The organism is Acinetobacter sp. YH12140, assembly GCF_013418475.1.
Classification (GTDB): domain Bacteria; phylum Pseudomonadota; class Gammaproteobacteria; order Pseudomonadales; family Moraxellaceae; genus Acinetobacter; species Acinetobacter amyesii.
Map to the genome: position 1 here is coordinate 74,156 of NZ_VPBZ01000002.1, position 23,017 is coordinate 97,172.

The 23,017-nt window shown below is 40.7% G+C and carries 24 protein-coding genes and 1 pseudogene; 5 read left to right on the forward strand and 20 right to left on the reverse strand.

Features of this window, described 5'->3' with window-relative positions:
- Positions 1 to 122 precede the first annotated feature (122 nt).
- The gene (gene purN / locus FTU75_RS01890; RefSeq protein WP_180114973.1) at positions 123 to 752 is read right to left on the reverse strand and encodes a phosphoribosylglycinamide formyltransferase; all 630 of its coding nucleotides are present in this window, start codon (positions 750 to 752) and stop codon (positions 123 to 125) included.
- A gap of 9 nt (positions 753 to 761) precedes the next feature.
- Complete coding sequence (gene purM, locus FTU75_RS01895; RefSeq protein ID WP_078190382.1) at positions 762 to 1,832, reverse strand: phosphoribosylformylglycinamidine cyclo-ligase; 1,071 nt, start codon at positions 1,830 to 1,832, stop codon at positions 762 to 764.
- Between the two features lie 134 nt (positions 1,833 to 1,966).
- On the opposite strand from purM, the gene cxpE reads away from it, so the two are divergent.
- The 4 genes from cxpE (at position 1,967) to FTU75_RS01915 (ending at position 8,276) form a co-directional block, all read left to right on the forward strand.
- Positions 1,967 to 3,184, forward strand: coding sequence for a chloramphenicol efflux transporter CxpE (cxpE, locus tag FTU75_RS01900; RefSeq protein ID WP_180021921.1), 1,218 nt, complete (start codon positions 1,967 to 1,969; stop codon positions 3,182 to 3,184).
- An 18-nt stretch (positions 3,185 to 3,202) separates the two neighbouring features.
- On the forward strand, positions 3,203 to 3,907 hold the full coding sequence (gene hda / locus FTU75_RS01905) for a DnaA regulatory inactivator Hda (RefSeq protein WP_078190380.1): 705 nt from the start codon (positions 3,203 to 3,205) through the stop codon (positions 3,905 to 3,907).
- 118 nt (positions 3,908 to 4,025) lie between these two features.
- Positions 4,026 to 5,837: a rhombotarget A gene (gene rbtA / locus FTU75_RS01910; protein ID WP_180114976.1), complete on the forward strand. Its 1,812-nt coding sequence runs from the start codon at positions 4,026 to 4,028 to the stop codon at positions 5,835 to 5,837.
- Between the two features lie 24 nt (positions 5,838 to 5,861).
- The gene (locus tag FTU75_RS01915; protein WP_180114978.1) at positions 5,862 to 8,276 is read left to right on the forward strand and encodes a CSLREA domain-containing protein; all 2,415 of its coding nucleotides are present in this window, start codon (positions 5,862 to 5,864) and stop codon (positions 8,274 to 8,276) included.
- A gap of 88 nt (positions 8,277 to 8,364) precedes the next feature.
- Here the strand turns inward: FTU75_RS01915 and FTU75_RS01920 are convergent, their stop codons facing one another.
- From FTU75_RS01920 to FTU75_RS01940, 5 genes are all read right to left on the reverse strand, one after another.
- Positions 8,365 to 8,769 carry a DUF3106 domain-containing protein gene (locus tag FTU75_RS01920; RefSeq protein ID WP_078190378.1) on the reverse strand — a complete coding sequence of 135 codons (405 nt, stop codon included), beginning with the start codon at positions 8,767 to 8,769 and terminating at the stop codon, positions 8,365 to 8,367.
- Positions 8,759 to 9,079 carry a hypothetical protein gene (locus FTU75_RS01925; RefSeq protein ID WP_078190377.1) on the reverse strand — a complete coding sequence of 107 codons (321 nt, stop codon included), beginning with the start codon at positions 9,077 to 9,079 and terminating at the stop codon, positions 8,759 to 8,761. Before FTU75_RS01925 ends, FTU75_RS01920 begins: the two co-directional genes overlap by 11 nt.
- On the reverse strand, positions 9,076 to 9,690 hold the full coding sequence (locus tag FTU75_RS01930; protein WP_180034434.1) for an RNA polymerase sigma factor: 615 nt from the start codon (positions 9,688 to 9,690) through the stop codon (positions 9,076 to 9,078). Before FTU75_RS01930 ends, FTU75_RS01925 begins: the two co-directional genes overlap by 4 nt.
- A 160-nt stretch (positions 9,691 to 9,850) precedes the next feature.
- Positions 9,851 to 10,627 carry an RNA methyltransferase gene (locus tag FTU75_RS01935; RefSeq protein ID WP_180114980.1) on the reverse strand — a complete coding sequence of 259 codons (777 nt, stop codon included), beginning with the start codon at positions 10,625 to 10,627 and terminating at the stop codon, positions 9,851 to 9,853.
- A gap of 52 nt (positions 10,628 to 10,679) precedes the next feature.
- Positions 10,680 to 11,654 carry a class 1 fructose-bisphosphatase gene (locus FTU75_RS01940; RefSeq protein ID WP_078192041.1) on the reverse strand — a complete coding sequence of 325 codons (975 nt, stop codon included), beginning with the start codon at positions 11,652 to 11,654 and terminating at the stop codon, positions 10,680 to 10,682.
- 184 nt (positions 11,655 to 11,838) lie between these two features.
- On the opposite strand from FTU75_RS01940, the gene FTU75_RS01945 reads away from it, so the two are divergent.
- Positions 11,839 to 12,036 (forward strand): NF038105 family protein, encoded by a 198-nt coding sequence (locus tag FTU75_RS01945; RefSeq protein ID WP_078190373.1) that lies wholly within the window; start codon positions 11,839 to 11,841, stop codon positions 12,034 to 12,036.
- A 268-nt stretch (positions 12,037 to 12,304) separates the two neighbouring features.
- Here FTU75_RS01945 and pal read toward each other — a convergent pair whose 3' ends face one another.
- The 13 genes and pseudogenes from pal to FTU75_RS02005 all read right to left on the reverse strand — a co-directional run bounded on the left by pal (position 12,305) and on the right by FTU75_RS02005 (position 22,826).
- Positions 12,305 to 12,874 (reverse strand): peptidoglycan-associated lipoprotein Pal, encoded by a 570-nt coding sequence (gene pal, locus FTU75_RS01950; RefSeq protein ID WP_180034379.1) that lies wholly within the window; start codon positions 12,872 to 12,874, stop codon positions 12,305 to 12,307.
- 68 nt (positions 12,875 to 12,942) lie between these two features.
- Positions 12,943 to 14,226: a Tol-Pal system beta propeller repeat protein TolB gene (gene tolB, locus FTU75_RS01955; protein WP_171263728.1), complete on the reverse strand. Its 1,284-nt coding sequence runs from the start codon at positions 14,224 to 14,226 to the stop codon at positions 12,943 to 12,945.
- 192 nt (positions 14,227 to 14,418) lie between these two features.
- Positions 14,419 to 14,940, reverse strand: a complete 522-nt coding sequence (locus FTU75_RS01960; protein ID WP_257223684.1) for a TonB C-terminal domain-containing protein — start codon at positions 14,938 to 14,940, stop codon at positions 14,419 to 14,421.
- A 79-nt stretch (positions 14,941 to 15,019) separates the two neighbouring features.
- Positions 15,020 to 15,340: pseudogene (locus tag FTU75_RS18300) on the reverse strand (cell envelope integrity protein TolA); the annotation flags it as partial.
- A gap of 264 nt (positions 15,341 to 15,604) precedes the next feature.
- Positions 15,605 to 16,972, reverse strand: a complete 1,368-nt coding sequence (gene tolA / locus FTU75_RS01970; RefSeq protein WP_180114984.1) for a cell envelope integrity protein TolA — start codon at positions 16,970 to 16,972, stop codon at positions 15,605 to 15,607.
- A 3-nt stretch (positions 16,973 to 16,975) separates the two neighbouring features.
- Positions 16,976 to 17,425 (reverse strand): protein TolR, encoded by a 450-nt coding sequence (gene tolR, locus FTU75_RS01975; RefSeq protein WP_078190369.1) that lies wholly within the window; start codon positions 17,423 to 17,425, stop codon positions 16,976 to 16,978.
- The gene (tolQ, locus tag FTU75_RS01980; protein WP_180114986.1) at positions 17,425 to 18,123 is read right to left on the reverse strand and encodes a protein TolQ; all 699 of its coding nucleotides are present in this window, start codon (positions 18,121 to 18,123) and stop codon (positions 17,425 to 17,427) included. The genes tolR and tolQ overlap by 1 nt, the downstream gene beginning before the upstream one ends.
- Positions 18,124 to 18,150: 27 nt before the next feature.
- A complete protein-coding gene (gene ybgC / locus FTU75_RS01985) occupies positions 18,151 to 18,558 on the reverse strand; it encodes a tol-pal system-associated acyl-CoA thioesterase (protein WP_078190367.1) in 408 nt (135 codons plus the stop codon).
- 66 nt (positions 18,559 to 18,624) lie between these two features.
- Positions 18,625 to 18,750 carry a hypothetical protein gene (locus FTU75_RS18305; protein WP_257223222.1) on the reverse strand — a complete coding sequence of 42 codons (126 nt, stop codon included), beginning with the start codon at positions 18,748 to 18,750 and terminating at the stop codon, positions 18,625 to 18,627.
- A 24-nt stretch (positions 18,751 to 18,774) separates the two neighbouring features.
- Complete coding sequence (locus tag FTU75_RS01990; protein WP_180114989.1) at positions 18,775 to 19,422, reverse strand: hypothetical protein; 648 nt, start codon at positions 19,420 to 19,422, stop codon at positions 18,775 to 18,777.
- A 97-nt stretch (positions 19,423 to 19,519) separates the two neighbouring features.
- Positions 19,520 to 20,527, reverse strand: a complete 1,008-nt coding sequence (ruvB, locus tag FTU75_RS01995; RefSeq protein WP_180114991.1) for a Holliday junction branch migration DNA helicase RuvB — start codon at positions 20,525 to 20,527, stop codon at positions 19,520 to 19,522.
- A gap of 245 nt (positions 20,528 to 20,772) precedes the next feature.
- Entirely contained in the window at positions 20,773 to 21,375 is a 603-nt protein-coding gene (gene ruvA, locus FTU75_RS02000) for a Holliday junction branch migration protein RuvA (protein ID WP_180114993.1), read from the reverse strand.
- A gap of 110 nt (positions 21,376 to 21,485) precedes the next feature.
- Complete coding sequence (locus FTU75_RS02005; RefSeq protein ID WP_180114995.1) at positions 21,486 to 22,826, reverse strand: deoxyguanosinetriphosphate triphosphohydrolase; 1,341 nt, start codon at positions 22,824 to 22,826, stop codon at positions 21,486 to 21,488.
- Between the last annotated feature and the right edge of the window lie 191 nt (positions 22,827 to 23,017).

The window sequence follows — 23,017 nt, forward strand, 5'->3', positions numbered from 1 at the left end:
AGATTTTAGATTTTAGATTTTAGATTTTAGATTTTAGATTTTAGTAATAAATAGAGTTTTATTTGGCACTGAAAAAACAAAACGCACCCTAAGATGCGTTGATTGTTAAATTATACAGTTGCTTAGAACTTACAGAATTGAATAGGTTGTTGCAAAGGCTCGCCACGATATAAAACACCGTTTTCAGTGTGTTGAATGGTGCCATTACAAATCCATTCTGCCACTTGAGGGTAAATCACATGCTCAAGCACGTGAACCCGATCTGCCAGACTTTCAGCATGATCATGCTCATTGACTTTAAGTACGCCTTGAGCAAGCGCTTGACCAGCATCCAGCTCTGCAGTCACATAGTGAACTGTACAGCCATGGAAGACATCACCGGTGTTTAAAACACGTTGATGAGTATGCATTCCTTTATAATTTGGCAGCAGAGAAGGGTGGATGTTAATCATTTTTCCTTCCCATGCTTTGACAAATTTTGCGCTTAAAATGCGCATAAAGCCTGCCAAAATGACCAAATCAACATCCCAGTCGAGCAGTTGTTGATGCATCACATCATCAAAAGCTTCACGACTTGGATATTGCTTATGTTCAATGACTGCAGTTGCAATATTTGCTTTTCTTGCACGTTGCAGTGCAAAAGCGTCAGGTCTATTGGAAATCACCCCAACGATTTGACCTGATAGATTGGCATCGATCAGGGCTTGCAGGTTAGATCCGCTGCCTGAAACAAGTACAGCAATTTTAATCATGAACGTTGCTTATGCGAAAACTACACGGATTTTTTCGTCAGCGCCTTCAACAGATTCAGCATTATCTGCAATGTGACCCATTGTGAATGCTTTTTCGCCAAGGCTATTGAGTAATTCAACAGTTTTGTCAGCATCGGCTGCATCAACCACGAGAACCATACCTACGCCACAGTTAAATGTGCGGTACATTTCAAATTGTTCAACACCACCTTCTTTTTGAAGTAGTTTGAATAATTCTGGCCATTCCCAAGACGCTTCATTGACTACCGCTTGAGCACCATTTGGCAGTACGCGAGGTAAGTTACCCGGTAAACCGCCGCCTGTGATGTGCGCCATAGCGTGTACATCCACTTCTTTCAATAACTGAAGAATTGGTTTTACATAAATACGTGTTGGTTCCATTGCTGTATCTGCAAGTGGACGACCATCAACGATTTGAGTAAGGTCGACGTTTTTCACATCTAAAATTTTACGAAGAAGTGAGTAACCGTTTGAGTGTGCGCCAGAAGATGCAACACCAACTAAAACGTCACCCGCTTTAACTTTAGAGCCATCAATAATTTTACTTTGCTCAACTACACCTACGCAGAAACCTGCAAGGTCATAGTCTTCGCCTTCATACATACCTGGCATTTCAGCAGTTTCACCGCCAACCAATGCACAGCCTGCAAGTTCACAACCCGCACCGATACCAGTCACAACATTTGCTGCAACGTCAACGTTGAGGTGGCCAGTTGCATAGTAGTCAAGGAAGAACAGTGGTTCAGCACCACATACAAGAAGATCGTTTACGCACATTGCAACCAAGTCTTGACCAATTGTGTCATGACGGTTCAAATTCAATGCTAAACGTAATTTTGTACCAACACCATCTGTGCCAGATACGAGAACAGGTTCTTCATAACCTTTAGGAATTTTACAAAGAGCGCCGAAGCCGCCTAGGCCGCCCATTACTTCAGGACGTGCAGTACGTTTCGCGACAGATTTGATACGATCGACTAACGCGTCGCCCGCTTCAATGTCGACACCTGCATCTTTGTAGCTTAAACCAGTGTTTGGGGTAGAAGTTGAGTTGCTCATAATGAAGTCTCCGCATTCGCGCGGGGATTATAACCTGAATATGCAAAACTCTTATGCTATTTCGCACTAAAATGTTATCTTTATTAAAATATTTTCCTTTCTATAACGATTACATTGAAAAAAGGTGACTTTATATGGGTGATCGCACCTTGCGCCGAATATTTATTCTTGCTGGGATAGCATTGATCATATGGGTTTTATACTTATTAAAGCCTGTAGTTGTTCCTTTTATCGGCGCATTTCTAATTGCATATTTATTTAGCCCTTTAGTCGATAAATTACATAATATTGGCTTGCCGCGCTGGTTATCTATCAGTTTGGTCTTTATTGGAATTGGTGTCGCTATATTCCTTTCAATGTGGTTCCTCGTACCACTGGTATGGGAACAGTTGATGTATGCGAAAAACAATATTCCAAGCAATATTCATTGGGTCAACTATACATTCCTGCCGTGGTTATCAGAGACATTTAATCTTGTACCGATGGAAATTGATACAGAGCAAATGTCAGCAGCGATCATGGAGTATATTCAAACCAACTATAGTGCAGACAGTATCCAAGCCATGTTGTTAAAAGTGGCACAATCGGGTCTGAATTTCATACAGATTGGTGGCACGATTGTCTTAATTCCAATCATAGCTTTCTATTTCTTATTAGATTGGGAACGAATGTTAGAAAACATGCGTCGCCTTATTCCACGCAAATACGAAAAAAGCACATTAACCATCGTAGGCGAATGTCATGAAGTTCTAGGCGCGTTTGTAAAAGGCCAGTTCTTGGTAATGTTCTTATTGGGCGTTGTTTATGCGGTTGGACTCCAATTAGTCGGTATTGAGGTTGGTATCATCATTGGGATGATTGCGGGTCTAGCCAGTATTATTCCGTATTTGGGTTTTGCGGTAGGTATTATTTCGGCAATTGTGGCTTGCCTGTTCCAATTCGGTTTGGATTGGGTGCATTTGGCCTTAGTACTGGTGGTATTCATGGTAGGGCAGGCAATAGAAGGTTATATTTTACAGCCTTTCTTATTAGGCGACAAAATTGGTTTGTCTCCTGTGGCAGTGGTATTTGCAGTCCTTGCAGGCGCTCAATTGGCAGGACTCCTCGGAATGCTCATTGCACTACCCGTTGCAGCGATTATTGTGGTCTTATTACGTCATGCACGCGAAAATTACGAGAAAAGTAATTTATACCGAAATGATGTACTTGTCGTAAATGATGCTGCAAGTGGCACTTTAAACGTAGAAACCAATCAAGTTGCTGTCGATATTGAGCTCAAAAATCAGTCTGCAAATTCGCTGCAAGATCCTGAAATTTCGAGTAACATTGAAAGATCAGAACATAAAGATTGATAAGGCCAAAATATAGATATGCGTCAATTGCAGCTAGATATAGAACCACAACTCGATGCTCGAATTAGTGATTTTTCTGGGCCGAGTTGGGGGCATGTAATCGATGGTGTTCGTCAGTTACATGCTGGTTTAATGAATCGTTTCTATATCTATGGTGGAGCTGGCACAGGAAAAAGCCATTTACTGTCTGCAATATGTGACTCCTATTTAGAAATTGGTAAATCAGCAATTCAAGTTTCATTGCTTGAATTGCTCGATGCTCCCACTGAAGCGATTACTTCGCTCGATCGCTATGACTTGGTGGCTTTAGACGATATTGAAGCGATTAGCGGAGTTCCACATTGGCAAAAAGCTGTTTTTCACCTGATTAATTATAATAACGAAGAAGGTGGTCAATTGGTCTTTTCATCTCGGCTGGCGCCCATTGAACTCAAACTTGAACTGCCAGATTTACAGTCTCGATTAACTCAGGCTGTCAGTGTAAAAGTACCAAATGGTAGTTTATACGCAGACCGACAAGCACTCGTAAACTCTGTTTTGGCGCGACGTGGCATCCATATGGATCAACAAATTGTAGATTATTTGTTGGCACATGGGCCGCATCAGGCATCCATTTTACTTAGATCTTTAGAACAACTGATTCAGATGTTAAAAGGTGAAAAAGTCAAATTGAGTCATGCCAATTTAAGACAAATTTTTGCCCTAATTGATGAATATCGGTAAGCAATAAAAATTCTTGAGTAATTACTCAAGCTGTGACAAAGTACATAAAAATATTTTAATGTTGCAAGGATTGTGCAACTTAAGAATAAAAAGATAAAAAATATTTAAGGAGATGGATATGCTCAAACAGAGCATAGGCATTGGCATGCTTCTCATGGCAGGTCATGCATTTAGCGCAGAAATTACCGTTACAACCACTGAAGATGTTGTAAAGGATGACAAGGAATGTTCACTTCGTGAAGCCATAGAATATATCAATAATGGTATGCCAGAAGCCGGATATAATGGTTGCGGGGGTAAAGACGCCTATGCCTCAATTTCTCTGAAAAAAAATGAAGTTTATAAACTCACTAAAAAAATTGATATTAAAGCAGAACTGAATCTGAAAACGGCGTATGACAGTAACGTCAATGAAGATGTCGTACTCGGTCTTAATAATGCCGTCATTGAAATGACGGGTAAGGATCAAATTTTTAATATTAATGATGGCGAAAAAGAACTACTTGCGATCAATTTTAAAGAAATTTCATTTAAAGGATGTAAGCAAGATCAATGTGCTGATAAAGGCGGCATCATTTTTAATAATGAAAAACTCACACTTGAAAATGTAAAGTTTGAAGATGGCTATGCACGACTTGGTGGTGCAATCTACAATGTTGGATTTTCAGAAGATGGCGCAGCTGTAGCAAGCCGTCTATATATACGAACCACGATTTTTCAAAACAACAAAGCGGTAGATGGGGGTGCAATTTACTCAGAAGCACCGGCTTATGAAATCTATACATCTTTGTTCAAAAATAATGAAAGCACTTCTGGTCGAGCGATTGTTTATAATCAAAATGGGCTCGCAGACATCAGCAAGTTGGTGTTCCGTAACCCTCAAAATATCATTGCCAATAGTACCTTTTTCAAAAACAAAGGTTTTGCTGTCAACTTACGTGATGGTTTAGCACTCAATAATATTACAGTACTGAAGAACAGTGGTGGTATTGAACTAAATAGTACTTCTGAGCATGCTTATTTAGCCAATAGTGTGGTGATTGGTAATGCGCTCAGTGGCACCGCTCAAGATTGTAAAGTCGTGAACTCAGGAACAGACCAATCTGTTTTTTATAACAACTTAGTGGCTGCGAGTTGTCCTGTTGGGCCTGCTGTAAATTTAAATGATGTGTGGTCTGGGACAAGTTTAATCGCGGGTGAAGATGAAGGTAGCTGTAAAACCTTAACAGAAGATCGTAATGCACTTTTCTGTCCATTTACCACAGCAAATAACGCATTTATTGGTTATTTACGTCCTCGTATTTTATTAGATTACGAAACGATTTTCTCAAGCCCGATATTAAATAAGGGCAAGACCACAGCAGATGGCAATGAGCATCATGTGTATTGTGAGTCTTCTGATCAGCGTGGAAAAAATCGTAATTTGGATGATGTTTGGTGTGATCGTGGTGCAATCGAAATTGTGGTTCCTGTGAGCATGCCTCGATTAGGTAAAGACATTCGTACAGGTGAAGTGGCCAAGTTTAATATTTTAGATGCATTAGGTGACAGTGATTTAATTCCAAAAGAAGAATGTACAAAAGTGATGGGTATGGCAAATCCAACGGGTGAGCCATGGCAAGATGGTTGCCCAATAATTGTACAAAGCACCGAATCAAAAGGTAAATTTACACTGAATTTGAATGGTGATTTTGAATACACGCCAAATGGAAATTGGCATGGCGCAGATATTTTTGAATTGCGTGTGGTGACGTCTTCAACCCGTTTTAATACTTCGGCAAAAAATTATTTAGCTGCAGTAGTGCGTATTTTCCAAGAACCAAACAATGAAATGGAAAGTAAAACTGTTAAAACATCGGGTGGTGCTCTAGGCTGGGCGAGTATTTTTGCGCTGCTTGGCTTAGTTGGATTTCGTCGCTTTAAAAAATAGTCTGGATAGAATTAAGGACAGCACATGAAAAATTATAAAAAAGGATTGCTGGCGGTGATGGTCCTTGCGGCTATGTCATCTATGGCAGCGACAAGTAACATCATCAAAGTTACGACCTTTGATGATGAAAATGGAGAAAATCTCAATCAATGTTCTTTACGTGAAGCAATTGAAACTGCGCGTAAAAACAAATCTTTTGGTGGATGTAATGTCGGCAATCCAAATAATGGGCAGACCGATTATATTCAACTTGAAGCAGGTGAATATCTTCTGACCAAAGGTGAGTTAGTTCCGCTCAATCAGATCGTGATTGAGGGGAAAAGCCGCTTTAACTATGATTCAAAAAATTTACTGACACAGAAATTTCCTGCCTATGAGGATATTAGAACGACGATTAATGCCCAAGGCAAATCGCGTATTTTTAATACTTCACGCTCAGAAGCCAACTTTATCGTCAATAATGTACGCCTTACTGGCGGGATGGCAGAAGACCGTGGTGGTGCCTTGTATTTAGGGGGAGCATTTACCTTAAATAATGGTGCAATTGAAAACTCTCAAGCCAAAGTTGCTGGCGGTGCAATCTACTCCGTTGCGCATAATATGTCGAAAAAAACATTATTGGTGAGCAGTTTAGTTCAGGGTAACGTCGCACCTAAAGGTAGTGTTGTCGCTATGGACTGTATCGGGAACTTGGGGGATACCCAGCCTGAAATTGTGTTCCAGCAAAGCAGTATTATTCAAAATGGTTCATCGACGAGCAATAGTGTGATGGACTTCTGTGGAAATGCCAAGGTTGAACTGACAGCAAATACGATTGCAAAAAACCAAGCAAATCCAAGTACGGGTAGTATTATCCGTGCCATTTCTCAGGGAACGGATCGTTTAAGTGCTTTTTCTAGCTTCGTTTTAACCAGTAATACAATAGTCGAGAACAATGCGGCTAGTACCTATTATTATGATAACAATGGTACAAAGGCTTGGTATTTCAATGTATTGGCCTACAATACTGGTGGAAAATCTTGTCGTTATCTGAATAATGCAGTACCTGATAATGGTCAAAAATTTGTGGCAAGTAATAATGCATTTGAACTGGCAGCCGCACAGTGTGATTTACCCGAAAGTGTGCTGAATAGTACGGAAAGCTTTCTGCAAAACCATGATGTAAGTAGCTATGCTATGGGGACTTTGTTAAGCGCCCTACAAACAAAATCTGCTTATAATTTGTATTTACCTTTGTATTATCCGAAAGCGATCGGCAGTGGTTTTGACTTAATCAATCTTGGCTTAGACGGCTGTAGTGATGCGGATCAACGGGGCATTTTGCGGATCACAGATGGTACTTTACAGTTATCACCTACGCAAAGAAACACATGTGATATTGGTTCGGTTGAGTTAATGAATTTAACCGCAGCAGATATGGCAGATATTACCAATGAGTCTTTAACAGCTCTGCAAGATAAGTATCAAAATACAATTGATGCTTTGAAAAAGGATATCGACGATCCAGATTATGCAGAATACAAAGTTGCCAATCAGGATGATTTAACAAAATACGAAGCGGTATTAAGTGCATTAAAAAATAACCTCAAATATCGTGCAGTTTATTTTGATCCATTCCCAGCATCATTACCTCAAGAAGAGTCTGTGAACGGAAGTGCTGAAACACGACAAATTGCCTTAAATGCTGACAACTATACCGTGACGACTTCACCAATCGGCATTGGTAGTGAAATTACGGTGTCTAGTACAGGCGAAGCAAGTATTGTGGGTAATCCACCACATGACCTGCACTGTGATTGGGATGCTGGAATAAAACAAATCGTTATATATCGCACCAGTGGGGCAACAACAGCGCCTACCGAATACGGTTTTTGTAAATATACGCTAAAACAAAAGACAGGGAGTCAGGCGGAATCCTCTGGTGTAGTACGTGTGGCATTTAAAAATATGACCCCAGTGGCCAAAGCTGCTCAATACACAATTAGTCCGTCAAATAATTTGTCTGTTACCGTCCATAATTTATTAGAAAATGCTAATGATGATGGTGATGGTCCAGTTGCATCTATGCCAGCAGGTAAATCGGTATGGCATAAAAATGAAGAAGGCCAAATTATTCCCATTCGCTTTACGAAAATCCCAGCAGGTTTAAACTTTGAAGCTGAGTATAGTGGCAGTTGCCCAGCAAGTTATTTAAAGGAAACTTGCTACGGTGGCAAGATTACCTTCTCAGTAAAAAATGGCTTTAGTCAGTTTGACTATCCTGTTGAATATAGCGTTGTCGATAGTGATGGCATTGCATCAAGCAATGCAATTCTGACCCTTAAGAATACAGCGAAAAATACCAACTCTTCTTCTAGCGGCGGTGGTTCGATGGGATTATTTGGGCTGTTGACACTGATTGGTTTAGGTATGTATCGTCAGCGTCGGTTGAGCAAGTAATACAATAAAAAAAGCCTCGATAAGAGGCTTTTTTTATAACTTAACTAATGTAATTGATTTGATTATCACAACATACTGTTGTTTTTGATTAGTGAACGACAGCGATAGGCTGTAAATATTTATTGATATACTCATCGCGAATAGCAGGTCGTTCATCAGGACTAGCTTTTTGCATACGTGTCGCGAGTTCTTTACGTTCTAAAGTACTCATTTTTTGCCATGTTTCGCGCATACGCTGCTTTTCACTGTCTGGAAGTTGGGTGAACCAATCCATGCGCTGTTGCAAGCTGACACGTTGATCTGCAGGAATCTCTTTGAGAGCCTGATACTTTTTAATTAAAGCCTGTTGTTCTGCTTCAGATAGCGAATCCCAAGTTTCATTGACTTGAGTATCTGCATCTTTTGAAAATATCCAAAAGCGATCAAAGCCAGCAAAACTGGTTTGCAAAAAACTAAAAGCACAGAATGCAATTGCTAATTTTTTAGCTGCCATGTGGAACTTTGTCCTCACCCAGAACCATCAACATTTCAAGATCTTCCACCATTTGAGGGGAGAGCTTAGGGGTTGAAATCACCTGATTTTGTGGTTTGTCATCCAGTACAGTCGCATTTGGTAAAATGACAAAACCTGCAATTGCTGCTGCAAGTGCAAAGCCAGACATTTTCCAGAAACCATAACGTGAAGTTTCGCGCTGATGAATATCTTCAAGCACGTTATTCATGACAGTTGCTTTGTCTTTATGGTGCTGTGCGAGTCCATCAAGTTTGGAAGTTACTTGCTTTAAGAAATCATCTTGTTTCATTCGGATGATCCTCCCATATGTGGATTCAAATGTGCCAAAGCGGTACGTAAACCTTGAATGGCACGGTGGTAATGTGTTTTCACACTGCCTTCGGAACAATTCATAATTTCTGCAGTTGTATGCGTATCAAAGCCTTCCCAAGCTCGCAACATAAATGCTTGTTGCTGGCGGACTGGAAGTTCTGCGATAGCATCTTGTATTTCCTCTGCAGTGACAGCCTGATCCAGAAAGTCGAAAGGGTTTGGTGTAGTTTCATCTACCACATCCTGTATCTCGACATCGTCGTCATCTAGGCTGACTTTTCTAAATAGGGAAAACGGCTGTGAACGACGTGCTTCTTTTCGACGCCAGTCTTGCAGCTTGTTATTTAAAATGGTGTAAAACAGGGGATACCATTCCTCTGTGGACTTTTCAGCATAAGCTTTATGTAAGGAAATAAAGGCTTCTTGCACCAAGTCCATGGCAATGCCATGTTGACCGTGCGTTGCACTTTCCATCATTACTAAAGCACGCCCCGTCACTTCATTCATGAAGTTTTTCAGGCGAGACTCAGCCGTGCTTTTTAAAACACTGCTGTCTTGCGTCTCGGACTTTTTGGGTGCTAAATCCATAGAGATGGAAAATCCTGTCATCGGATACCCACCGTTATTTCCATATTCATATACAAATAACGATGGAAATAACGGTTAGGTTGACAAAAAGAATTATTATTTTTTCTAGTGTAGTCTATTTTTTTCAGGCTTAAGCGCTAAATACAATAAAATAACGATTTTACTGACGCTGACGTACCATTTCAAAAAAACAGATCGAGCCAGCAATGGCTACGTTTAATGATTCTTGACCACCCGGTTGAGGAATCGCAACGGCTTCGGCATGTTGTAATGCATACTCAGAAACACCTTGACCTTCATTGCCTAAAATCCACACACATTGTTTGCGTAAATTTTTGCTATATAGGTTTTCAGACAGATGTGAGCTTGTTGCATACACTGGAATTTTGAATTTCGTCAAAATATCTTCAAGGGCAATATTTTCAAAGGTATTTAATGAAAAATGTGCGCCCATACCTGCGCGTAATACACGCGGTGACCAGAGCGATGCAGAGCCTTTGGTACAAACAACTTGCTCAATACCTGCAGCGGCAGCAGAACGGAGTAGGGTGCCTACATTTCCTGGGTCTTGAATGTTGTCTAAAATTAAGGTGTCTTCACTGAAGTTAAGCGCTTCACTTGAACTTGGTAAATCCACAATCGCTAAGCAAGCAATCGATGTTCCAAGTGTACTGATATCTTTATATAAAGATTCACTTAGAATGAATACAGCACCTTGATATTGTTCCGCAATGTGGTCGAAATCGGCATGGTTAATTGCTTGTTCAGTGGTGAAAATCGATTTGATTGGACGTTTTGAGTCTAACCATGACAACACCAAGTGTGTGCCTTCCAAAACAGTTTGACCTTGTTTTTTACGGTAGGCATTTTGTTCGATTAAGCCACGGAGGTGCTTAATTTTCGGATTGTCTTTTGATTCGAGATAAATCAGAGCCATGAGGGAGATATCCACGAAAGTCAGCAAAAATACTGACTTTCGTTATAAGAAATTAATTATGGTATGACGTAACTAGGTCAACTTCGTTTTTAGAACCAATAATCACAGGAACACGTTGATGAAGTTCTGTTGGTTGGATGTCTAGAATGCGGACACGGCCTGTTGTAGAAGCACCGCCAGCTTGTTCCATCAACATACTCATTGGGTTTGCTTCGTACATTAAACGTAGACGACCTGCTTTTTTCGGATCTTTGAAGTCGTATGGGTACATGAAGATACCGCTACGGCAAAGAATACGATGAATATCACCCACCATGCATGCGACCCAACGCATATTGAAGTCTTTTTCACGCGGGCCAGTTTTACCTGCAAGAAGTTCGTCGATATAACGTTTTACAGGTTCTTCCCAGTGACGCTGGTTCGATGCATTAATTGCATATTCTTTAGTATCTGCTGCAACCGCAATCGCATCTTTAGTTAATAAGAATTCTTTGCTTTCTGGATCAAAAGTAAAAAAGACTACGCCAGCACCGACAGTTAGAGCCATCATTGTTGATGGGCCATACAGTACATAACCTGCAGCCGCTTGGTTAACTCCCGCTTGCATGAAATCTTCAGCTTGCGTTACCGCATTTTTTGCAGGAAGAATTGAGAAAATTGTGCCGACACACATATTGATATCGATGTTGCTTGAACCATCTAATGGGTCAAACAAGACAAGATAATCGCCATTTTCTTGAGCTGGAGTGAATTCATCTAATTCTTCAGAAGCCAAACCACCGACATGTGGATGAACTTTCAATGCATCGATGAGGTAATCATTTGAAATGACATCAAGTTTCTTTTGTTCTTCACCTTGAACGTTTTCGTGTTGCGCGCTACCCAATACACCAGCCAAAGCACCTTTTTGTAATAGAAGGTCAATGTCTTTGCATGTATTACCAATTGTTTCAATAACTTGTGCTAATGCAGGAGTAAGATTACCACTTTGTTGTTGTAGAAATTGGGAAAGGGTGAGATTTGACATAACCGGAAAACTCCAAATATTAATTTATCAAAAATGATAAAAATGTGATTGTGCAACATTTTAGATGAGAACGAAGGAAAAGAAAAATTAAACTAGACTATTTGTCGTGATTTTACCCTTGCAAGTCCTGAATAACATGCTATGTTGAATCTAATGTATAAATCGAAAGACAGGGAGCACAACAATGACCACACAAAAATTTGATGCGACTCCGACTGCAACTGAGGGATTGAATTTAGACGATATTTCTGCGGATACCGTAAAAGCTGCATGGAGCAGTTACGAAGCAAAAGCAGAGTATAAAAAGTTCAATAAACATGATCTCATTGAGTCGATGCAAACAGAGAAAGAAAATGCTGAACATCCAGAAGCAGAAGCGTAATGATTTGGATTGTTAAGCTAATTTTCTAGTTGGTAAAGCTAAGGATATCGTTTTAAAAGTCGTTCATTTGCATTTTTAATTGGATATTTTCTTAAAGTTCTAAAGCCGCTAATCGAATTTATCCTGAGTTAAGGGGCTAAATTGAGTTAAAGCAAAGAACGCTGCAACAGAACGATGAAAATGAAACGATATAAATTAAATGATACGGGTTAAGTCAAAAAAGCACTCATTAATGAGTGCTTTTTTTTAGCTCAGACTTTTTCAAGTCTTATTTAAGTAGCGGAGGTACAGCTTCGTAGTTAATTTCTACGCGGCGGTTTTCTTTCCATGCATTTTCATCATGACCCGCATTGATTGGCATTTCTTTACCATAGCTGACTGCTTCAAGCTGGTTAGGGCTTACGCCTGTTGTAATCAGGAAGCTTTCAACAGCTTTGGCACGACGTTCACCAAGTGCCATGTTGTATTCACGAGTACCACGTTCATCGGTATGACCTGTTAAAGCCACGCGTGAGTTTGCATTAGCAACAAGAAACTGTGCATGAGCTTGAAGGGTTTGTAAGTCTTCATTGCTAAGCTCTGTACTGTCGTAGTCAAAGTGTACTACGCGCTTCGCTAAAAATGCTTTATTCGCTTCAGTTACACCTTTAGATGATGCACCCGCTAGGTTTTGTGCATTGAGTGCTGCATCTTCACTTAAACCAGAAGTGTTTACAGTGGTTGAGCTATTTGGGTTTTGTCCTGCTTGTACGTCTGCTGCAGGTTTACGGCTGGCACAACCAGTCATTACTAATGCTGTAGCTAAAACAGGTAGCGCAATCAGTTTCATTGCTTTCATATTGATCTCCATGACGGTTATTTATGATGTTTCATTAAAAAGTTATTGTTGAATAAATCATGCAGTGTTTATTTCGGTGCCCAAGCTGGCTCACGAACTTCACCTTGTTCACTTGGTAAGTTCATGCGGAAACGACCATCTAAAGACATGATCGAGAGCAAACCACGGTTTGCTTCACGTGTTGCATACACCACCATTTGACCATTTGGAGAGAAGCTTGGGGATTCATCTAAACTTGTTGGTGTTAAAATATTGGTTACACCAGACCCAATGTCTTGAACCGCAACTTTATAGTTACTACCGCTAGGACGATGCACCAAAGCTAATTTTTTACCGTCCGCACTTAACGTACCACGTGCATTGAAAGCGCCACGGAAAGTCAAACGTTTGACACTTTCAGCACTTAAGTTGTAGGTATAAATTTGTGGAGAGCCACCACGGTCAGAGGTAAAAATAAATGATTTACCGTCAGGGGCATAACGTGCTTCTGTATCAATCGCTGTGTCATTGGTCATGCGTTTTAATTGGCGAGTCTGTAAATCCATTTGATAGATTTCAGGATTGCCATGCATTGAAGCGGTAAACAACATCGATTTACCATCAGGTGAGAAGCTTGGTGCACCATTCAGTCCACGGAAACTTGCTACTTTTTCACGGTTACCACTTGCTAAGTCTTGGATGTAAATCGCAGGGCGCTTGGTTTCAAAAGAAACATAAGCTAGCTTTTTAGCATCAGGTGTCCAAGCAGGGGAAAGGATTGGATCTCTTGAAGTCAAAATGGTGCGTGGCTGCTCCCCATCTGTGTCGGCAATTTGTAAGGTATAGCGTTGATCTGGTGTTGCTGCATTACGCAATACATAGGCAATACGGCCGCTGAAGTCACCTGGAATGCCAGTTAAAGCTTGATAGATCGCATCACTGATCATATGCGCTGCTTGACGGTAACGTGAAGCAGGTACAGTGAGTAGTTCATTTAACAGGTATTGTTTTTTTTCAACATCATACAGTTGGTAGTGAATTTCATAAGAGCCATCAGCCGTTGTTTTTGATGTACCTGTCACGACATAGGGTACGCCCGCAGCTTTCCATGCTTCTGCATTAGGTGAATTTATTGTTGCAGTTGCAGGTAAGTTTTTAGAAGCACTGGTAAATTTACCTGAGCGGTTCAAGTCATTTTCAACCACTGGATAAATATTTGAGTCATTACTAAAAGGCACGATCGCAATTTTAGGTGCCTCTTCAGGCGCCTTGGTGATTTCAAGATGAAGCTGTGCATGTGTTTGAGTGATTAAAACTGGACTCAAAGCGGTCATAATTGCTAAGCAAAGAAGATGTTTACGCGTCATTTCCATCATTCGCTAACTACTCTAAAAATGTGAGTTATTGTCTGTATTAGGTTGTGTCACATAATGGCATGATTTTGGGATATTGAAAGCACAACATTATGATTAATCTGTTATTCGTCTGTGAATTAGTGAATAAATATTTTTCTAAGATGATGACATTTTATTTAAAAAATACAATCTTTCACTTTACGGATAACCTTATTTAGATAGAAAGGGCATAGAGATAATGCGAGATTCAAGTCGAGCATCTTGATTTTCTGGTAAATCAAAAGGGGCTGAGCTAAGGATGGCTTTTTCAATACTCTTTTTAAATGCACGATTTGGCGCACCAAGAATCACTATCGATTGAATTGAACCAAATGATGTCAGTGTAATTCGAGCATTGGCTTTTTGCCCAGTTGATTCTGCTGGCGCTTGCCAGTTGCTAAGGATAGTTTGCTGTATTATTTTCTTTGTATTAGATGCAATTTTTTTTGCTTCAGCTTTTTTAGCCGCATCTGCTTCAGCTTGCCGTTTCGCTTCAGCAATTTTATGTTCTAGTTGAAGCTTATCTTGTTCAGAATATGACTTCGTCTTAGCCGCTGTTGCGTTCGAGGAACGCTCTGCTATTTTCTCAGGTTGAATCTTGTCAGCCGTTTGAATGCTGGTAGGGGTTGCAAAGGTTAATGATGAGCCTGCGATTACAGAAAATAGAAACGAAAATTTAAAGAAATGCATCATTTTAGCTTAATCCAATTGGAAGATTAGAGATTTTGATCAATAGAAAAATCCCTGCAATCAATGCAAGGATTTATCAAACTTAATTTGAAGATCTAAATGTAGAGGTAAAACTTTGTGCTTCACGTCTAGCATCTGGGTCGCTAGGCATCGGATATGGTGCAGCAGCATGAACTGCAGCCTCAATACTGGCTTTCATATCAGGATCACTGGAGCTTACGATGACTGCTTGGACAGCACCTGTTTCAGATAAAATCACGCGAGCAATGGCCGTTTTACCGCTAGAGCCAGGTGGTGTATCCCAAGCACGTTTGATTTTATGTTCAAAATCACGTTTAGCGGTTGAAGCGATTTTCTTGGCTTCCGCTTTTTTCTTTGCAGCCTCATCATTTGAATTTTTTGCCATGGCTGTAGGCGGAAATTGTACTTCTTGTAAAGCTTGCTCAGGTTGATTTGTTTTAGCATTATCCTTCAGCAAAGCTTTAAATTGTTCGGATGATATATTTTCAGGCGTTGCCGAAGAGGGGATATAAATTGACCGACTTTGAGCAATTGTTTGGCTGCAAATAAGTAAGAGTGTAGAAAATAAAAAAAGTGGTTTCATCTTTTATGATTCTTTATAGAAGTAAATAAAAAATCCCCACAATGTATGCAGGGATTTTAAAAATTAACGTGCAGATGTGAAAGTTGAGGTAATTGAACGAGCTTCTCGTCTAGCATCAGGATCCGATGGCATCGGATAAGGTGCGGCTTGACGAATAGCCGCTTTAATACTGGCTTCCATATCAGGATCACTTGAATTCACAACAGCAGATCGAACTGAACCATCATCATTTAGTTGAATGCGAGCAGTTGCTGTCTTACCTAATGAACCACTTGGCGTATCCCATGCACGACGAATTTTATTTTCAAAATCACGTTTAGCAGTTGAGGCAATTTTCTTCGCTTCAGCCTTTTTCTGCGCAGCTTCTTCAGCGGCTTTGCGCGCAGATGATGCTTTGGCTTCCTCAGCTGCACGTTCACGCGCTTCGGCATCGGCTTTAGCCTTTGCATCTGCCTTGGCTTTTGCATCGGCATCTGCTTTACGTTTTGCAGCTTCTGCATTGGCCTTGGCTTTCGCATCAGCATCTGCTTTACGTTTTGCAGCTTCCGCATTGGCCTTAGCTTTGGCATCAGCATCTGCTTTACGTTTTGCAGCTTCCGCATTGGCTTTAGCTTTTGCATCGGCGTCTGCTTTACGTTTTACAGCTTCTGCATTGGCCTTAGCTTTTGCATCAGCATCTGCTTTACGTTTTGCAGCTTCCGCATTGGCTTTAGCTTTCGCGTCTGCATCTGCTTTACGTTTTGCAGCATCCGCATTGGCCTTGGCTTTTGCATCTGCATTGGCTTTTGCCGTTGCTGCAGCTTTGGCTTTGTCAGCTTCTGCTTTTCTTAAAGCATCGGCACGGATTTTTTCAGCCTTGGCTTTGGCATCAGCATCGGCTTTACGTTTAGCGGCTTCAGCATTGGCTTTGGCTATCGCATCGGATTTGGCTTTAGCTGCATCTTCTGCACGTTGACGCGTAGCTTCTGCTTTCGCATCTTGCTGTGCTTTTAATTTTGCTGCTTCGGCAGCTTTCGCTTGATCTTGAGCGCGTTTGGCCTGATCAGCGGCTTTTTGTTCAGCAAGCTGCTGTGCTTTGGCTGCGGCAAGTGCTTGTTGTGCAGCGAGCTGTGGATCTGCTTTCGGTGTTTCGACAGGCTTAGGCGGCGCAGCCGTTGGAATTTCGGGAGTGGGTTCTACACTCGGTTCTGCGGTTTGGGTGATGTGTTCAGCAACATTTTCATGTGCTGTTTCATCAAACTCAGTGACTTCACGTGTTACAGGTTTTAAATCTTCCGGTTTTACCAAAACAGTGGTTATTTTTTTAGGGGGCTCAGGTGGTTTACTCATGCCCAGATAAAGCAAGCCAACCACTGCAATGACATGCACGCCAAGCGTGAAGCCTATTGCAACAGCTTTTTGTTTAAACGGTGGCTTTTTCAAATTGTTCATAAATTACTTTAATGGCTCAGTCAGTAAACCTACTTGTGTTAAACCTGCATCTTGAAGGGCAGACATGAGTTTCATGACTTCACCATAAGGACGAGATTCACTGCCGTTAATCAGGACACTCATTTGCTTTTTCTGTTCGTTGGCTTCATTTTGCGAAGCAGTTAAAACAGATTTTAGTTCATCAAGTGTGAGTACATCATTCTGATGATTTTTATCTTCGAGTTTGATCGTCCCATCCGCCTCAAGTGTAACAATCGCAGGGCGATCTTCCGCTTGCATAGGCGTGCCATTTGCCTGTGGTAAGTCGACTTTGACACCTGTGGTGATCATAGGTGCAGTGACCATGAAAATCACCAATAGAACTAACATGACATCAATATAAGGTACGACGTTCATGTCACTTTTTAATGGTTTTTTGATGCGCTCAAAGCGTCCAGAACGTTGAATAGCCATTAGTCATTGTCCTGAGTTGAACCTACAGACTGGCGTTGTAATAACGCAACCATTTCTTCGGCAAAAAGAGCACGATCATTATAAACGGCTTCACCTTTGGCTGTGAAATGGTTAAATGCAAGTACAGCAGGAATTGCCGCAAAAAGACCAATAGCCGTTGCAATCAATGCCTCTGCAATACCAGGAGCAACCGTAGAAAGGGTGACTTGGTCAACATCTGCTAAACCAATAAAGGCGTTCATAATGCCCCAAACAGTACCGAATAAACCGACATAGGGTGCAACCGAGCCAATACTCGCAAGCGCGCCTAAACCATTTTCTAAATGTCCTTGGTCACGGCTTAAACCCACACGAAGAATACGTTCTGTACCTTCAATTGATTGTTCTGCGCTGGCATTACGTTTTTTAAGTTTGAAAAATTCGCCTAAACCTTGATAGAAAACATCTTCAAGGCCAACACGTTTCGAGTTGAGCTGAGCATTGTTGTATAAAGTGTTGAGTTCGGCGCCAGACCAAAAGATTTTTTGGAAATGTTCATCGTCAGCCTGCGCTTTTTTATAACTCATGTGTAACTTGGCAATCAGATACCAACTGAATAACGAAGCTAAGAGCAGCAGGAGCATTACCAGTTGTACGACAGGACTTGCTTGTAAGATGAGGTCTGAAACTTTAAGTGTTGATTCTAGTTGAGTTGCCATAGTTACTACATGTGCCAAATAATTTTTTTAATCTTGTTCCAATTCTTTCAGAATCAGTTCACGTATTTCATCAGGAAGGCGACGGGGTTTCATCTCTGCACTGATACATGCCAATTCTACCTCACCTGATGCCAGCATAATATCACCACGATAAATATTTTGTTGCAACACAAATGACGTAGCCTTACACGAAACTACACTTGCTGTAACAGTAATCAGGTCATCCATTAATATAGGGCGTGAATATTTCACATTAATTTTATGAACGACAAAGTTGTAATCTTTTTGATGCCAATAATGGTCTACACCTGAAGCGCGTAGCCATTCTGTGCGGGTACGTTCCATAAAGCGAATATGATTTGCGTGGTAAACAATGCCACCTGCATCTGTATCTTCAATATATACACGAATGTTGAATTCGAATTTATTCGCCATGAGAGTGTTCCGTCTTTATAAAATCTGAAAAATATTGGTCTGCACTTCAGCAAAGAATTAGAGCATTTAAAAATGGCGATAATTCAATGATTCGTCAAGTGCTTCAATGACCGGCAGTTTAGCACCGTGAGTCATCAGTCCAATGGCACAAGGTTTCAACTCACGTAAATCTTTAACTTTCGTAGTTGTCATTATTGGTTAAAAAAGAGACTACTTTTAATTTGTTTGTTCATCTAATTTAAATTTTGCATCGACAAAATCCTGTAGATGAGCTGCTAAATATCCCGCAATATGAAAGTGAGTTTCTTCCATTTTCTTTTTCTGTTGCTTTGGGAGTAATGCCTTTAAAGATTCATACATATACGTTAAGCAGCAAAAGCCAAGGCCAATAACTAACATAAGTAAAAGTTTATTAGCTAGATCTATCCAGAAAAACACATAAACGAGTATGACTAAAGCAAAGAATGAGAGGCTGAAATAAAATGTATTAATTTTTGCTGGCTTAAAGTTTTCCTTGACCAAAACTTGTACGTCGTCGTGATAGTACGTCCCAATAAAAATGAGGGCAGAAATATAGTTGAAGCTCAGGTTTTTTATACGATATGCAGAAGGCGATTGTTTAATAGTTAAGATATTATCTTCACTTACTTCTATGGTTTCTTTGCTGAGAATGTTTTCACATTCGACAGTGATAAAATAATTGTATTCGGCGTGAAATAAGCTTTCAAAATCACTCATTTGTTTAGGGCTTAACGAACTGATGGGTTGTTCTCTGGGAATGTGTTCAATGGCACTGTCTAATGGTAGGTTTTGAATGTATTCGCTATTAATTTTGTTAATTATTCTATTCTCAAGATTTATCATTTTAGTTTGCTGTTTGTAGTGGATTGAATTTATTTAAAAATTTAAATAAACATTCAGGGAGCATTTAACTCCCTGAAGTCGTTCAGTGAATTATCGTTTACTTATCTTTCGGCTCTGGTGGTGTCATACCAAACTGTACATACGCCATATTGGTGGCAATACGTCCACGTGCAGTACGCATGACATAACCTTGTTGAATTAAATACGGTTCAATCACATCTTCTAATGTTCCTGAATCTTCAGCCATAGCTGCAGCCAAAGCTTCAACACCTGCAGGGCCGCCGTCAAAACGTTCCAATAACATTGAAAGATAACGACGGTCTAAAGTGTCTAAACCATCTTTATCGACATTCAACATATCTAAAGCACGTTGCGCCATTTCTTGGGTCACTTCGCCTGTACCTTTGACTTGGGCATAATCTCGAACACGGCGTAATAAACGGTTGGCAATACGTGGCGTACCACGTGCACGACGTGCAACTTCCAGTGCGCCATCTTCAGTAATCGGTACATCCATTAAGTTTGCTGAACGAGTCACAATATGAGTCAGATCTTTTACGGAATAGAACTCTAAACGTTGCACAATCCCAAAACGATCACGTAAAGGTGAGGTGAGTAGTCCCGCACGTGTGGTTGCTGCAACTAATGTAAATGCAGGTAAGTCGAGCTTGATAGAACGGGCAGCTGGTCCTTCACCAATCATGATATCCAACTGATAATCTTCCATGGCTGGATATAAAATTTCTTCAATCACCGGTGAAAGACGATGAATTTCGTCAATAAACAGTACGTCACCTTCTTCAAGGTTAGTCAGCATGGCTGCCAAGTCGCCGGCACGCTCAAGGACGGGGCCTGATGTCGATTTTAAGTTGCCACCCATTTCACGCGCAATAATATTGGCCAGTGTGGTTTTACCTAAACCCGGAGGGCCAAAGATCAGGGTGTGATCCAGCGCTTCTTCACGGCCACGCGCAGCACCGATAAAGATTTCCATTTGTTCACGGACGACAGGCTGCCCGATGTAGTCATCAAGGGAAGTTGGGCGAATGGCGCGGTCGAAGTGGTCTTCGGGTTTTTCTGAACCACTGATAAGACGGTCTTGCATAATTATTTAACTAATCTCTATATCGTTGTGGAAAAATCACAGCCTCAAAAAGCGATTGAAATTTAAATGCCATTGTATAGGCGATTCTCACTTTTGACTGGGCAAAAGTGACAAAACCCATTTGTTAAACTGATGCTACGTCCTTGTAGCACAGTTTAACGGCGACATCCTTGTCGCCTGCGTGATTCACATACTGTCTATAACCCTAAAAGGCAAAGGATGCAGTGCTCATTAGAAACTAAAAATTATTTATTCATCGACTTTAATGCAGCGCGGATGATATCACTGGCTTCGGTGAAGTCACCTTTGGCAGCATTCACTAATTTTTGTGCTTCTAGTGGTTTGTAGCCCAGTGATTGCAATGCAGCTTCAGCTTCAGCAACGGCAGAATTACGAGTAAATTGGATTTGCTCTGAAGTTGAATTGCTTGGTACTGTGCCAGATGACATCGCTTTAAAGCGATCACGTAACTCAATCATGAGGCGTTCAGCGGTCTTTTTGCCTACACCCGGAACTTTGACTAAGGTATTTACATCTTCATTTTCAACTGTATGAATCAGCATTTCGACACTTAACGTTGAAAGAATGCCAAGCGCCATTTTAGGACCTACGCCGTTGACTTTTAACAGTGTGCGGAAGATCAGTTTTTCTTGAGCATTGCTAAAGCCATACAGCAGTTGTGCATCTTCACGAACAGCCAAATGTGTCCAAAGGGTAATTTTTTGACCTTTCTGTAGTTGGCAAAATGTTGAAAGTGGGGTGTCAATTTCATAGCCCACACCATTTACATTGAGTAATACTGTTGGTGCTTCCAATGCCAGCACTTCACCAATTAAACATCCGATCATGTCATTTATTCACTTTATTTCAGTTTAGTCTGAGCTATTTGCTCAATTTCAATTTGTTGTGAGATTAGCGTGAAGGCCAGCGAATTACTAGCCTTCACATTTTTTCAGCTTTAAAAGAAACCAACTTTATTCCCTTGTAACTCTTGCGCTAAATTATAGGCTTGATGATCTGAAAACTTAGAGATGATATCGAGCACTTGCATAATATTGTCATAATGCGACATACCAAAATGTGCTCCTGAACGATGTAAAATAGACATCAATCGTTGCTCTTTAAAGCTCAAAGTTTTATTGGGTGTGGTCAGTGGAATAAAGGCATCCAAAATATTTTGCAAACTTTGGTGTGCAATAATTTCCAAACCTGCCTTATGCGGATGTTCAAAGATTTTATCACGAGCCAGTTCTTTGGCATGGTTAATCCCGATTTCAATATCTTCACTGCAATATTGCAATAAACTGCCTTTAAGTTGGCCAGACAAAATTTCATTATGATGACGTGCAAAAGCTGTAGTTACTTCTTCAACCAAACGCTTCATCACACGGCCACGCAAAGCGGCAATTTTCTGCTGCCAAGTGGTATCCGTCATCGCCAATTCGGCAGGTATGCCATAGTCACCGACCAAATCAAGGAAAATTGGCTCAACTTCGTTATAGTTCAACATGTTGAGGATAATGCCATCTTCAAGGTCAATTAAGGCATAACAAATGTCATCTGCGGCTTCAAGCAAATAGGTCAAAGGATGCCGACAGTAGTGATATTCACCCAGTTGAATTAAACCGAGTTGCTCTGCAATTTGCTGCAAGATGTCTTTTTCTGCTTGATAGCAGCCAAACTTGGCACGCTGACTGGCAGGCGTATTTCCTTGTGATGCAATGGTTTTGGATAGCCATGGGTATTTTAAATATGCACCTAAAGTTGCATAGGTTAAACGCATACCACCATCATTCGGATGATAATCAATTTTAGTCAGTAAACGTAAGCCTTGTGCATTACCTTCAAACTGACGAACATCGGCTTCTTCTTCTGGGCTTAAATCTTTTAAAAAGTCTGTATGTGATGCATCATCGAACCATTCGCGAATGGCATATTCACCAGCATGCCCAAAAGGCGGATTGCCAATATCATGTGCTAAACAAGCGGCTTGAATAATCGCGCCAACATCGGCAGGCGAAATCCACATTGGCAATTCATCTTTAATTTTTTCCGCAGCCAACATGCCGAGTGAACGCCCGATACAAGACACTTCAAGTGAATGCGTAAGTCGGGTGTGAATACCATCGTGTTGAGTTAAAGGATGAACTTGGGTCTTGCGATTAAGCTGCCGAAAACTCTGCGAAAATATGATGCGGTCATAGTCTTTATGAAAAGGGCTACGTGCCTGTTCAGAACTGTGTTTATTGCTACCAATACGAACTGTAGAAAGAAGTTCAAGCCAACGCATTTGAGTCATTTATCGTTATTCAGTTATTTGCTGTATGCATGATGCCAAAATTACGTGCAATGCACTAGAGTGGCGCGTCATAGATTGACACTTTTCATGCGCTATTCTGTGTATAGCTTTGCGGAAATTCAGCTAGACAATGTCAATTTTTTGACACGGTTTAAAGCTGTTTTCGGGCATTGTAGATTTTTAAATAAAAA